The organism is Sphingomonas sp. FG14 (assembly GCF_057809675.1).
Genome location: NZ_JBMDKK010000001.1, coordinates 1,267,716 through 1,280,673 on the forward strand (window position 1 = coordinate 1,267,716; position 12,958 = coordinate 1,280,673).

Sequence of the window (12,958 nt, forward strand, 5' to 3'; positions counted from 1 at the left end):
GATCGGCCCCTATCCTCTTGGCGCCGAAGCGAGATTCTTCTCGATCGTTTCCGGATCCAGGCCGCGATGGCCCCAGATATCGCCCTCGACGAACTCGTTCGCGCTCCAGTCCGCATCGATCATCCGCCCGCCGAAGCCGATCTCGACTTCGAAACCGAAGGGCGAACGCATGTAGAAGGAGAGCATATTGTCGTTGACGTGCCGGCCGAGCGTGGAGGTCACATGGATGCCGGCATCGTTCACCCGCTCCAGGCACTGGAGCACCATGTCGACCTCGGTCACTTCCAGCATCATGTGATGGATGCCGACGACATTGCCGACCTTGAGCAGCCCGATCGAGTGATGCCGGGCGTTGCAGCCATAGAAATTGGCGGAATTGCCGCCGCCGAAACGGATATAGTCGATCAGGTCGAAACCCAGGATCCGGGTATAGAAATCCTGCGCCGCCTCCAGCTTGCTCGACGTGATCAGGTTGATGTGCCCGAGCCCGAGCGGCCCAGCCAGGAAGTCCATGCCCAGCGGCGACTTGAACTTGCGGTCGATCGTGGGACCAAAGAACAGTTCGATCGCATTGCCGCACGGATCCTGGACATAGGCGATCCCGGTCACCGCCCGCCGACGCGCCTGCTCCGCAGTTCCGAGTTCGGCCGGAAAGCCGGCATCGCTGAGGGTACGGACATAGGCTTCCAGATCGGCCTGGTCCTCGACCTCGAGCCCGATATATTTGACGCCGCGATCATGCTCGTCCGGATGCACGGCGATACGCCATTGCCACTCGTCCATCTTCAGATAGACGCTGCCATCCTCCGCCACGCCGCTGCCGGCGCTCTTCGGGCCGGATCCCGGAATCGCCGGAATGCCCCAATCCTCCCCGGCGCAGGCACGCGCCGGCATCAGCCCCAGGATGTTGGTGGCATAGTCCAGCCAGACCGACGGATCGGGTGCGCCGAACCCGACATAGCCAAGGCTTCGTATCGACATAGATTGCTCCTGATTTCTATGCACCGAGTTCCACCGGCACATGGTCGAAGCCGGACAGGAACTCGCCATAGGCGCGCGTGCAGCGAGCGCTGTCGACGCGGTAACGCCCGGATATGCTGAAGAATTCGTCCAGCGCGATCGTGCCCGCCATCGTCGCGAGATGCATGCCCAGGCATTTGTGCCCGCCGATCCCATAGGTCAGGTCGCGCGGATAGGATCGGAAGATGTCGAACTCGCCGGCGCGCTCGAACTCGGCCTCATCGCGGTTGGCGGAGGCATAGACCATCAGGATATTCTGGCCGGCGCGGATGGTTTCGCCGCCGACCGGGATGTCCCTGATCGCGCGGCGGCATAATATGTTGGTCGGCTGATCATAGCGCGCGGCTTCGAAGAAGGCGCGCGGCGTCAGCGATCGATCGTCCAGAACCGCGCGCTGCTGATCGGGATGCTGCGCCAGATAATAGACCGCGCCCGCGCAGACATTGGGCGTGGTGCCCGATCCCACCGTCAGGAAGATCACCAGCAGGCTCACGATATCCTGGTTCTCGAGCCGGCGGCCATCGACCTCCGCCTCCAGATATTTCCGGATATGCCCGCCCGCGCGTTCGGGATTGCGCCGCAGCCCTTCGACATAGGCGTGGAGCTGGCCAAAGAGTGCCATCGCGGCCGCCTGGTTGCGCGGCGAGGAGGTTCCCACCTGCCCGGTCTCGCGATGCATGGTCTCGTCGATCAGCCGCCGCCATTCGACGGACTCGTCACGGTCGAGACCGAGATTATGGCCGGCGTTGATCGCGAACAGCCGGTTCACATAGTCGGTATAGAAATCGAAACGGCCGCGTTCGGCCAGCGGCGCCAGCAATTCCCGCGCCAGCGCCTCGATGCGCGGACGGTCCGCCTCGACATTGGATTTCGTGTAATCGGCATGAACGATCCGCCGCCATTTGCGGTGTTCGCTCAAATCCATGCTCGGAAAGGCATGGGGAACGGGTTCGTTCAGCAGCACATTGGTGAGCGGCTGGCCGGCGGTGAAGGTCATGTCCGCTTCGTGTTCGACGCTGACTTTCCAGATATCGTCGAAATGGGCGAGCGCCCAGGCATTGTATTTCTCGATGAAATACGGCCCGGTCTTCTTGCGAAGTTTCCGATACTCCGCGTGCGGATCGCGCATCGCCGCATCCGAAAAAGGATCATAGTCCAGCAACGCGCGCCACTCCACGGATATTCTGTGTCTTCTCAGCTTTCCTGCAGCTTATTGAGAGAGGGTGTTCAGAAGAAACTCGCGTTACGGACGCCCGAAAAGCGCCACACTGCGGAAAGCGAGTTCAACCTAAGATCCTCGCCGCTCTAGCTTCATACCGAACGCGAAAGGGAGCCGGCGATGCGGGATGACGAAGCGGATATTTCGGGATCGGCCGATCTCCTGTCGGATATCAGCGACCATGTGATGACCATCAGGTTCAACCGGCCGACCAAGCGCAACGCCATCACCTATGCGATGTACGAACGGATCATCGGCCTGATCGAGCAGGCCGAGCGCGACGATGCGGTACGCTGCCTGTTGTTCGCCGGATCGGGATCGATCTTCACCGCCGGCCATGACGTCAGCGGCTTCGCCCAGGGTCTTGCCCTCGCCTATGACGAGAAGCCGTCCTATATCTTCATGAGAAAGCTGACCGATTTCCCGAAGCCGGTCGCCGCCGCGCTGAACGGCGATGCCGTCGGCATCGGCGCGACGATGCTGTTCCACTGCGATTTTGTCTATGCCGCGCCCGATTGCCGGCTGGTCTTTCCCTTCGCCGACATGGGACTCATCCCCGAATTCGCATCCAGCGCCTACCTTCCCCAGATGATCGGCCAGCGCAGGGCGATGGCGCTGCTGCTGAAGGATCGGGGCTGTTCCGCGGAGGAAGCGATCGCGCTGGGCATCGTCAACGAGACGGTTGCGCACGAAAACCTCGCCGCCCATGTCGCCAACAGGCTGGCAGGCATCACCGCGCTGTCATACGATGCCGTGGTGGAGACGAAGCGCCTGCTGAAAGCCGGCACCCGGCAGCTCGTCGAGACCGCGATCGCCGAGGAAGCGCGGAGCTTTCACGACCTGCTGCACTCGCCTTTCGTTCGCGACCGGCTTGCCGCCATCCAGCAGAGGATTTCCGGCGGCTGATCTCCAAACTCACTTGGTCAGATAATTGACCGCCATCCGCGTGATCTCGTCAAGAAACTGTTGCTCGGTGAGGTTGGTCGGGTTGTCCGTGATGAAATATTCCATGTTGTGGATCGTCGCCCGCTCGATCAGCAACAATGCGGTGCGCAGATCGGCAACCCTGATCTCGGCATGATGCTGCTCGAGAAACGCCAGGTTGGTGGAATGCGTATAGGTCTCGACCGCCAGGCTCTTGGTATATTGGCGAAGCTCTGGAACATCATCGAGGATCCGGAACAGGATGAAGTGGTTTTCCCGATAGATTTCCAGCAACAGCGCCATGATCCGGCGCAGCGCCGGTTCGAGCGGTTCGTCCATCAGGTTGCGCAGATCTTCCCTGATGCGCGCCGCCGCCCGTGACACCGTCTCTTCGATCAGCGCCCGGACGATGGCCTGCTTGTTCGGAAAATATTGATAGAGCGATCCGACGCTGACGCCGGCGACCTCGGCGATCCGGTTGGTCGTCGCGTTCTTGAAGCCTTCACGGACGATGATCTGTTCGGCGGCCTGGAGCAGCGCTTCGGCGGTGATCACCGCGCGCTGCTGCTTGGGGCTCTTGCGGCGATCGATATCCGACACCTCCGCCATGCGCGCATCGCCCTTCGGCGCGGCACCCGGAGCGTTCGGGATACGAGATTTCATCGGCGACCCGCTTTTCTGAATTTTCTCCGCGAGACGCGCCATATCGCCAAACCTCTTCCGCTGTCGACAGCCGCGCGCCGGATGGCGGCGGCGATATACGAGTTCATCCTGAACCCCCGCCTCGATAGGCTGGCCCAGAAAGCGAAGGTGTCCAATGCCGGCCTATATTTTCGGAAAACTGACCGTCGATCACTGGGACTGGTACCGCGAATACCGGTCGGTGACCGAACCCCTCGTCGAACGTCATGGCGGCCGCTACCTCGTCAAGGGCGGCAACGGCCAGAGGCTGGAGGGGAGCGAACCGCTGGGCCATGCGCTGGTGCTGATCGAGTTCCCGGACCGCCAGGCGGCGGAGAACTGGTATCGCGACCCCGAATATTCCCGGATGATCGCGCTGCGCCAGAGCAGCGGCGTGGCGACCGAACTCGCGCTGATCGAGGGCTGCGCCCCGCCAGTCTGATCCCCTCCGCGCCTGCCCCGCCGCCGGCACGGCGTCAGCCCTGCCGGCTGGGCAGCCGGACGACCAGATCGTCCAGCGCGTCCGTCACGATGATCTGGCAGGAAAGCCGCGAATTCTCCTCCGGCTCGGACACGAATTCGAGCATCGCCTGCTCCATCTCGTCGACGGAGCCGGCCCGCTTCGTCCATGCCGCATCGATATAGACATGGCATGTCGCGCAGGCGCAGGCGCCGCCGCAATCGGCATCGATGCCCGGCACCATATTGTTGACCGCCGCCTTCATCACCGAGATTCCGGCTTCGGCCTGGACGACATGTTCGGCGCCGTCATGCCCGACAAAGGTGATCTTCGGCATTATCCCATGTCTCCGTTCGATATCGCCGACGCGTGCGCCCCGCCGCGCATCATTTCGCCAGCTTCAGCATGTTGCAGATATTGTTCTTCTGGATCGCGGACGAACCACCCAGGATCGGCATGACAAGGATGTCGCGAACGTGCCGTTCCATGTCGAATTCCCGGATATAGCCATAGGCGCCCAGGACCTGCTGGCAGGTGAGAACGATCTCCTGCGCGGCTTGGCAGACGAACAGTTTCGCCATCGACGTTTCCACCGGCGCCTTGCCCGAAGCGTCGAGCACGTCGGCCGTATGATAGGTGAGGACGCGGCAGGCGTGGAGCTTCGTCTTCGCTTCAGCCAGCATGTGGCGGACCGACTGGAAGGCCGAGACCGGCTTGCCGAACTGCTGGCGCTCCTGCGCATAGGTCCAGGCCTCGTCGACGGCAGCCGCCGCGATGCCCAGCGCCATCGCCGCCACTTCCATCTTCTCGATATCGAGCCCCGGCCCGACCAGCATCGACCAGGCATTGTTCCACCCGGCCTTTTCCCCCACGACATTTTCGATCGGCACCGAGACATCGGCGAAGCTGACATCGTAGGTGCCCGTGCCCTTCAGGCCGAGCGCGTCCTGCGCCTCGAACGTGAGGCCCGGGGCCTGCGACGGCACCAGGACGAGCGAAAGGTTCCGGTGACGCTCCTCCTTCGGCCCCGTGCGCACCAGCGTGTAGATATAGTCGGAGATGCTGGCGCCTGAGCAGAAGCGCTTCGCGCCGTTGATCACCAGCCGATCGCCGACGATCGTGCCCGTGCTGCGCACCGCCGCGACGTCCGCCCCCACATCGGGCTCGCTGATGCCATAGGCGAAGATCAGCCCTTCGCCGACCACCCTTGGCAATATCTCCCGCTTCTGGCGTTCGCTGCCGACTTCCGCGATGTTGAGGCCGGCATAGCAGGCCGACTGGATGAAGGGGCCGCCCACCGCCATGCTGCGGCCGCAGAGCATTTCGATGGCGATCATCGTCGCGCGGATATCGCGGCCCCCGCCGCCATAGTCCTCCGCGACGGTCAAGCCCATCAACCCCAGCGCCGCCAGCTTTTCATGGACGTCGCGCGGGAAGTGGTTTTCCCGATCCCATTTCCGTACCAGTTCGAGCGGCATTTCCCTTTCGATGAAACGCGACAGCGTTTCCCGCAGCATGTGGATATGCTCCGGCTCGGCGAAACTGTTCATGTGCTTCCCATGATCCTGCGTCCCCTGCCCCTTGCGGGGCGAATACCCGGCTTGGGTAAGGTCCAAAGCCATTCAAATTGAACTCGCATCCGGAGGCGCGGCGCGTGAACCGTCGGCGAAAACGAGTTTTAGCTGAGCCTTTCGCGAGCCTAGTCCGATGGCTGGACGCCGCCGCGATGCCGTGTCGCCAACGCAGCAACTCAAAAGCACCGCATGACAACTTCCAATCCCCTTTTGTCCGAATGGATCGCGCCGCCTGCGGAACCGCTGCCCCCGGGACAGCGCCTGCCCCTGGGCGCCGCGCTTGCCGCCGCCGCATCGCGCTGGGGCGACAAGGAAGCCGTGGTCTATCGCCATCAACCGGCGATCACGGATATCGCCTGGACCTATGCGGCGCTTGATCGGGATGCGACGCGCCTGGCAGCGGCGCTGATCGCGCTTGGCCATGCGCCCGGCGAGAGGATCGCGATCTGGGGCCCCAACCATGCCGAATGGGTGCTGCTGGAATATGCGATCGCCAAGGCGGGGCTGGTGCTGGTCGCGCTCAATCCATTGTACAAGCTGAACGAGCTGAGCTTCGCGCTGCGGGATTCGGACGCTGCCGGCATATTCCACGCCGACCTGATCGGAGGAGTCGAGGCTGCCGGGATCGTCGAGGCGGCACGGCGCGACGCGCCCGGCCTTCGCCATGCCCACCGCTTCTCGAGCATCTGGAGCACGCTGCTGTCCGGCGCGCCCGACACGCCGGTCGCCATCGATGTCGCACCCGACTCGCTCTTCATGATCCAGTATACGTCGGGCACGACGGGCGTGCCCAAGGCCGTCCGGCTTTCGCACGACGCGATCGCCACCACCGCCCGCAACGCCTATCGGATATGGGGCTTGGGCGAGGACAGCCGGGTCTGCCCGGGATTTCCGCTGTTCCATGTCGGCGGGTCAGGCAATTCCATCCCCGGCGCGATGCTCGTCGGGGCGACGACATTGCCGCTCCATATCTTCAAGCCGGCTGTCACGCTCGACATATTGGAGCGCGAGCGCTGCACCGCCTTTATCGGCGTGCCGACGATGCTGATCGCGATGCTCGACGATCCCTCGATCGCTGGCCGGTCGCTCGATGCGCTGGAGACGATCGTCGTCGGCGGCGCACCGGTGACGCGCGATCTGCTGGGGCGCTGCCAGGATGTTTTCGGCGCCGACGTCATCAACTGCTATGGCCAGACCGAGACCTGCGGGGTCACCACGACGACGGTTCCGGCCGACAGCGCGGACAAGAAGACGCAGACCAGCGGCATGCCGCTGATCGGCGTCAGCGTCGCCATCCGCGACGGACAAGGCCGCTCGGTGCCGATCGGCGAGGTCGGAGAACTCCATTATAGCGGGCCTGGCGGCATGATGGGCTATGGCAGCCGGCCGGGCGGTGCCGACGAGCATGACGGCGAATGCTGGATCCCATCCGGCGATCTCGCGCGGATGGATGGCGACGGTTTCGTCGCGATCGTCGGGCGCAGGAAGGAGATGATCATCCGCGGCGGCGAGAACCTCTCTCCGCTCGAGATCGAAACCTATATGAAGGAGCATCGCGCGATCCGCGATGTCGCGGTGATCGGCGTACCCGACGCGCGCTATGGCGAGGTCGCCTGCGCCGTCGTCTGTCTGCGCGACGGGATCGAGGCGGACGGCGACGAGATCCGCGCCTGGTGCGGCGAGCGGATATCGCGCTGGAAAGTGCCCGAGCATGTCATGTTCGTCGACGCATTCCCGCTCACCCCGTCGGGCAAGATCCAGAAATTCATCCTGAGGCAAATGGCCTGCGAGCGGCTTGGCCTCGTCGACGAACCCATCCCCTGAAGCATTTCACATCAAAGGACAGACAGGCATGGACTATGATCGATACCGGGCGCTTCTCGTCGAGCAGGACGGCAATATCCTGACGATAACGGTGAACCGGCCGCAAGCGAAGAACGCGATCAATCATGACCTGCATGAGGAATTTTCGCGCATCTTCGACGAAATCGATCGCGACGAAAGCGTCGACGTCGTGATCCTGGCGGGATCAGGCGGCGCCTTCTGCGCGGGCGGCGACCTGAAATGGCTGTTGTCGCTACATGGCGACGCCGCCGCCACCAGCGTCGGCATCCGCCGCGACCGCAAGATCCAGAATTCGATGCTCGATCTCGAAAAGCCGATCATCGCCAAGGTGGACGGCCCCGCCATCGGCCTGGGCTGCTCGCTCGCGCTCTATTGCGACTTCATCTACGCCTCCGAACAGTCGGTGTTCGCCGATCCGCATGTCTCGGTGGGGCTCGTCGCCGGCGATGGCGGCGCGGTGATGTGGCCGCAATTGATCGGCTATGCCCGCGCGCGTCGTTATCTGTTGACGGGCGATCCCATCACCGCCCCCGACGCCGCCGCGATCGGCCTGATCACCGAGGCGGTGCCGGCGGACATGCTCGACGAGACCGTGGCGACAATGGCGAAAAGGCTGGCCAGGGGCGCGACCCATTCGATCAAATGGACCAAGGCATCGATCAATGCCGGACTGAAGGTGACCGCCAATGCGATCATCGACCGCGCCGCCGCCTATGAGAATGTGACCCAGCTTCTGGACGATCACCGCATCGCGCTGGAGGCGTTCCAGAACCGGCAAAAGCCGCAATTCACCGGCCGCTGATCGGCCATCGCACATCGCGAAAAAAGCCCCGGCTGGTCTCAGGACCGGCCGGGGCTTTTTGCTTCGGACACGTGCGTGACGATCAGCCTTCCAGTTCCAGCGACATCTCATAGGGCGGCAGCTTGTGGATCGGCACATGCCGGCCGTCGGTCGCTCGATGGAGATCGCCGGCGCGATCGCGTGGATTGTAGAATTGCCTGTACCAGTTGCGCCCGAGCTTGAAATTGCGCTCGGTCGGCACGCTCATGATCTGCAGTGCCGGCACCTTGCTCGTCCAGATCGCGAAATCCTGCCTGAACGCCGCGAGCACCTCGTTCTGGATCGCCTTGGCGCGCTCGCGATCCTCGGCGGTCGGCACAGGGTTGGCGACCATCAGCAGGTTGTTGTGCCAGACCTGCACCACGCCATCCTCGACGGGCGTATGGAAGATGAACTCGATCGACCGGATATCCCCGATCGCCTGCCGGGAGATGAGCAGGCCCGGCCCGGTGTACCAGGTATAGGTCATCAGATAGGCGTCATATTCGCGGCGGAATCCGCCCTGGCGCTGATAATAGAGATGCCCCTTGAACTCATTCTCGAAATATTCGCACGGGGAGCCATGTGTCGGCCCCAAGTGATTTGAATCGGCCATGTTGTCGAGGATCTCCTGGGGATGGATCTCCAGCCGGCCCAGATGATCGTAAGCGCCGTTCACCCAATCGGGCAGATCCCATTCGGCCAGCGCCGGCGGATCGAAATCGGGTTCTCCGCCTTCGGGATCATGCCACATCATGATCGCGCCCATCACGTCGCGGACACGATAGGATACGAGCTTCGCCGCCTTGGGGCATGGCCCGTCGAAACCGGGAATATCGTCGGCCTGGCCTTCGTGATTGTAGCGCCAGCCGTGATAGGGGCAGCGGATCGAATCCCCCTCTATCTGTTCGCCATGCACGACGATCGAGGCATCGGCCGATCCCGCGAGATGCGCGCCCATATGGCTGCAATGCGCGTCGAGCAGCACCAGCCGCCCGCTCTGCCCGCGGAACAGCGCGAAATCCTTGCCGAAGAAACGCAGCGGCAGCGGCCTCCCCCCCAGTTCGGACGCTTCGGCGATCATGAACCAGCCGCGCGGAAAGTCGAAATCGCCCAGATTGTAATCTTTACTTTTGGCCACAGCACAGTCCCGTCATGTGTTGAATTCGCGGTCGCCGAAAGGCGTCAGTCTTCGTTGGCACCCATGATCCTGCCCGCCGCGCGATAGGCGATGGTGAGCGCCGGCCCCAAGGTGCAGCCGGCGCCGGGATATTTATCGCCCATGATCGATGCGGAGCTGTTGCCGGCGGCGTAGAGCCCCGCGATCGGCTTGCCGGCCTCGTCCAGCACCTGGCCGTCATCGTTGATGGCAAGGCCACCCTTGGTGCCGATATCGCCGGGATAGAGCGGCGCGCCGTAGAAAGGCGGCGCGTCGATCGGCCCCAGGCAGGGATTGGGGGTGACGCGTTCGTCGCCATACATGCGGTCGTGCGCGTCGGCGCCGCGGCCGAACCGTTCATCGATGCCGCTTTGCGCGAAGCGCGCCATTTCCACGGCACTCGCCTGCAGCCCATCGGCGTCGATGCCGAGCTTCGCCGCGAGTTCGCCGAGCGTCGACGCCTTGGTGAGCATACCCTTCGGACCGAAGGCCCCGGGATTCATCCAGTCCGGCGACATGCTCGATTGCAGCAGCCCGCCGAACATGTAGCGCGACCGATAGCGGCTGTCGAAGATTACATAGGCGGGCACGCGATCCTTCAGATCGTAATCCTCGCCGTACATGCACTTGCCGTAGGAATTATAGGTGATCGATTCATTCATGAACCGCCGGCCGGTGCGATCGACGATCATCAATCCCGGCTTCGATTTTTCGAAGAACAGGATGACGGTGCGATCGCCCCAGCGCACGGACGGCGCCCACCAGGCCTCGTTCATCAATCCGGTGGCGGCACCGATCCGTTGCCCCGCGGCGATCATGTCGCCGGTATTGCCCGCGCTGCCCGCCGACCAGTCGGGCGAGGTCGGGTTGGGCAGATGGCGATGGCGCATCTCCCTGCTGCGCTCGAAGCCGCCCGCCGCGACGATGACGGCTTTCCGCGCTTCATAGACCTGCCTTTTGCCGCCATCCTCCCGCACGACGACACCGCAGACGCGATCGCCGTCATAATCGAGGCCCGAGACCGGCACGCCCAGCTTGAAGACGACCTGCCGTTTGCGGATCGCCAGGAACAGCCGGCCGACCAGCGCCTCCCCCATGCACAGCCGTCGATCGCGCCTGCCGCGCAGCCGCGCGCCGATATCCACGGCATAGCGCGCCAGCGCGCCCGCCGCGATCCTCTGCCAGCCCGGCGCGACCGCCTGGATCCTAGAGGCCTCGGTGATCGACAGGTTGATCGTGCCGAACGCCTTGGACGCGGCGGGCATCTGGCCGAGGCGATCGAAATATTCGCCGAGTTCGCGCCCGTCGAGCGGTGCGCAATCCATGGTGCGGCCGCCCTCCCGCCAGCCCGGGACACCGGGATAATAATCGGGATATTTCGCGACCGGGCGATAGGGTACGCCGATGCTCTCGAGATAATCGATCATCCTGGGCGCGGAGCGGATATAGGTCCGGATGGTGTCGTCACCGATCTGGTCGGCGGGGATGACCGCGCGCAGATAGGAAAAGGCATCCTCGTCGCTGTCGGCGATGCCGACCGATCCGATCCGGCTGTTGTTCGGCACCCAGATGCCACCGCCCGACATCGCGGAATTGCCGCCGAACCGCGCCTGTTTTTCCAGGACGAGCACGCGCGCGCCAAGATCCGACGCACGCGCCGCCGCCAGCAGCGCGGCCGCGCCCGAGCCGACGACGATGACGTCGAAACTGTCCTCCGAAGCGGCGCCTTCGGGCGCCGGCTGTTCACGATGCGCGCTTGCTCTCTGCATCGGGCAATCAGACCTCAGCTCGCCCTCAAATAAAACTCGCTTATCCGATCGCGCGGCCAGGAAAACAGGCGGCCGTCGGCGCCAAAAGCGAGTTTTTCGTGAGCGCGATCGGCGAACATAGATCGGCCCATGGTTCAGGGCGGACAGCGATCCGCCCAGGGCCGAACGCGCACGATCCGGGGAGGCCAGACAATTCGCTTCGATACCTTGAACTATCGGGTCGATGACGGTGTCGCGCTGATCGAGCTCAACCGCCCGGCGCGCCTCAACGCCGTCAACAGCATCATGAGCCGCGAATTGCCCGAGGCATGGCGCCTGTTCGACAGCGACCCGGCGGTCATCGTCGCGATCCTCACCGGCGCGGACGGCAAGGCTTTTTGCACGGGCGCCGACCTGACCGACCTGCCCGAGATGATCCTGGACGAAACCGGCGCGCCGAGCATCGGCTCGATCCGCTGGACGCCGCGCCAGAACAATGTGTGGAAGCCGGTGATCTGTGCGGTCAACGCGATGGTGCTGGGCGGGGGCCTGCATTTCGTCGCCGAATGCGACGTGATCCTGGCGAGTGAGGACGCGACATTCGCGGATCCGCATGTCAGTGTCGGGCTCGTCTCCGCGCTGGAGCCGATCGCGCTCGCGCGGCGCATGCCGATGGGCGCCGTATTGCGGCTGGCGCTGGCCGGCAATGGCGAGAAGATGAGCGCGCAGGACGCCCGCAGGCTGGGCATGGTCGACGAGATCTGCCCCGGCGGCGAACTGATCGAACGCGCGCGCCGACTGGCCGATCGCATCAAGCGCAACTCGCCGAGCGCGATGGCCGCCACCAAGAAGGCGATCTGGGGTGCGAAGGAGCGCGGCCTTCACGACGCCTGTGCCGACGGCTGGAACGCGATCGTCGCGCACAACCAGGGGCATGACTTCGCCGAAGGGATCAGGGCGTTCGGCGAGCGCCGTCCGCCGCGCTGGGCGCCCTATGCCGGGACGGACGAGCGATCATGATCGAGAACGCGCCCCTGCCCTTCACCGACGATTCGATCGATCGGGAATTCTGGATCGCCGCGCGGCAGCGCCGCCTGGTCGTGCAGAGCTGCGCGGCCTGCGGCGAAATGCGTTTTCCGCCGCGCCCGATGTGCCCGCATTGCCAATCCGAGGATGTCGCGTGGCAGCGCGTCTCGGGAGAGGCGGCGGTCTGGTCGTTCGCGGTTCCCGCTCCGCCCCTGCTGCCGGCATTCGAGGCACTGGCCCCCTATGTCACCATCATCGGCGCGCTGGCGGAGAATCCCGGGATCAGGATGGCCGGGCTGGCGGTGAACGCCGACGGTGATGCCACCGGCATCACCGCAGCGGACATCGCGATCGGCCAGCCCATCCATATCGATTTCCTCGACGCCTCCGAAGACTGCACCCTGCCCTGCTGGCGGCTCGGCCCCAAGGCTTCGGCGGCATGATGTCCTCGCCCGACGCCCGCAAGACCATGGAGTGCCTGG

The 12,958-nt window shown here is 64.1% G+C and carries 13 protein-coding genes; 6 read left to right on the top strand and 7 right to left on the bottom strand.

The genetic code is table 11. The features are described 5' to 3' along the window. Positions 1 to 9: 9 nt before the first annotated feature. Both ACODTA_RS06075 and ACODTA_RS06080 read right to left on the bottom strand, forming a co-directional pair. Positions 10 to 981: a VOC family protein gene (locus ACODTA_RS06075; RefSeq protein WP_489064910.1), complete on the bottom strand. Its 972-nt coding sequence runs from the start codon at positions 979 to 981 to the stop codon at positions 10 to 12. 16 nt (positions 982 to 997) lie between these two features. Then, complete coding sequence (locus ACODTA_RS06080; RefSeq protein ID WP_489064911.1) at positions 998 to 2,149, bottom strand: cytochrome P450; 1,152 nt, start codon at positions 2,147 to 2,149, stop codon at positions 998 to 1,000. A 210-nt stretch (positions 2,150 to 2,359) separates the two neighbouring features. Here ACODTA_RS06080 and ACODTA_RS06085 point away from each other — a divergent pair, with 210 nt between their 5' ends. Further along, positions 2,360 to 3,145, top strand: a complete 786-nt coding sequence (locus ACODTA_RS06085) for an enoyl-CoA hydratase-related protein (RefSeq protein ID WP_489064912.1) — start codon at positions 2,360 to 2,362, stop codon at positions 3,143 to 3,145. A 9-nt stretch (positions 3,146 to 3,154) separates the two neighbouring features. Here the strand turns inward: ACODTA_RS06085 and ACODTA_RS06090 are convergent, their stop codons facing one another. Then, positions 3,155 to 3,826 carry a TetR/AcrR family transcriptional regulator gene (locus tag ACODTA_RS06090; RefSeq protein ID WP_489064913.1) on the bottom strand — a complete coding sequence of 224 codons (672 nt, stop codon included), beginning with the start codon at positions 3,824 to 3,826 and terminating at the stop codon, positions 3,155 to 3,157. Between the two features lie 154 nt (positions 3,827 to 3,980). On the opposite strand from ACODTA_RS06090, the gene ACODTA_RS06095 reads away from it, so the two are divergent. Further along, positions 3,981 to 4,286, top strand: a complete 306-nt coding sequence (locus ACODTA_RS06095) for a DUF1330 domain-containing protein (protein WP_489064914.1) — start codon at positions 3,981 to 3,983, stop codon at positions 4,284 to 4,286. Between the two features lie 34 nt (positions 4,287 to 4,320). On the opposite strand, the gene ACODTA_RS06100 is transcribed toward ACODTA_RS06095, so the two are convergent. After that, the gene (locus ACODTA_RS06100) at positions 4,321 to 4,641 is read right to left on the bottom strand and encodes a 2Fe-2S iron-sulfur cluster-binding protein (RefSeq protein ID WP_489064915.1); all 321 of its coding nucleotides are present in this window, start codon (positions 4,639 to 4,641) and stop codon (positions 4,321 to 4,323) included. Positions 4,642 to 4,690: 49 nt separating this feature from the next. Continuing rightward, complete coding sequence (locus ACODTA_RS06105; RefSeq protein WP_489064916.1) at positions 4,691 to 5,854, bottom strand: acyl-CoA dehydrogenase family protein; 1,164 nt, start codon at positions 5,852 to 5,854, stop codon at positions 4,691 to 4,693. Between the two features lie 213 nt (positions 5,855 to 6,067). Between ACODTA_RS06105 and ACODTA_RS06110 the strand changes: the two genes are divergently transcribed. Further along, a complete protein-coding gene (locus ACODTA_RS06110) occupies positions 6,068 to 7,702 on the top strand; it encodes a class I adenylate-forming enzyme family protein (protein WP_489064917.1) in 1,635 nt (544 codons plus the stop codon). Between the two features lie 28 nt (positions 7,703 to 7,730). Further along, the gene (locus tag ACODTA_RS06115; protein ID WP_489064918.1) at positions 7,731 to 8,525 is read left to right on the top strand and encodes an enoyl-CoA hydratase/isomerase family protein; all 795 of its coding nucleotides are present in this window, start codon (positions 7,731 to 7,733) and stop codon (positions 8,523 to 8,525) included. 82 nt (positions 8,526 to 8,607) lie between these two features. On the opposite strand, the gene ACODTA_RS06120 is transcribed toward ACODTA_RS06115, so the two are convergent. Together ACODTA_RS06120 and ACODTA_RS06125 are read right to left on the bottom strand one after the other, a co-directional pair. Next, a complete protein-coding gene (locus tag ACODTA_RS06120; RefSeq protein ID WP_489064919.1) occupies positions 8,608 to 9,684 on the bottom strand; it encodes an aromatic ring-hydroxylating dioxygenase subunit alpha in 1,077 nt (358 codons plus the stop codon). Between the two features lie 44 nt (positions 9,685 to 9,728). Then, entirely contained in the window at positions 9,729 to 11,471 is a 1,743-nt protein-coding gene (locus tag ACODTA_RS06125; RefSeq protein ID WP_489064920.1) for an FAD-dependent oxidoreductase, read from the bottom strand. A gap of 207 nt (positions 11,472 to 11,678) precedes the next feature. Here ACODTA_RS06125 and ACODTA_RS06130 point away from each other — a divergent pair, with 207 nt between their 5' ends. Both ACODTA_RS06130 and ACODTA_RS06135 read left to right on the top strand, forming a co-directional pair. Continuing rightward, positions 11,679 to 12,470 (top strand): enoyl-CoA hydratase/isomerase family protein, encoded by a 792-nt coding sequence (locus ACODTA_RS06130; protein WP_489064921.1) that lies wholly within the window; start codon positions 11,679 to 11,681, stop codon positions 12,468 to 12,470. Further along, a complete protein-coding gene (locus ACODTA_RS06135) occupies positions 12,467 to 12,919 on the top strand; it encodes a Zn-ribbon domain-containing OB-fold protein (RefSeq protein ID WP_489064922.1) in 453 nt (150 codons plus the stop codon). The genes ACODTA_RS06130 and ACODTA_RS06135 overlap by 4 nt, the downstream gene beginning before the upstream one ends. Positions 12,920 to 12,958: the final 39 nt, after the last annotated feature.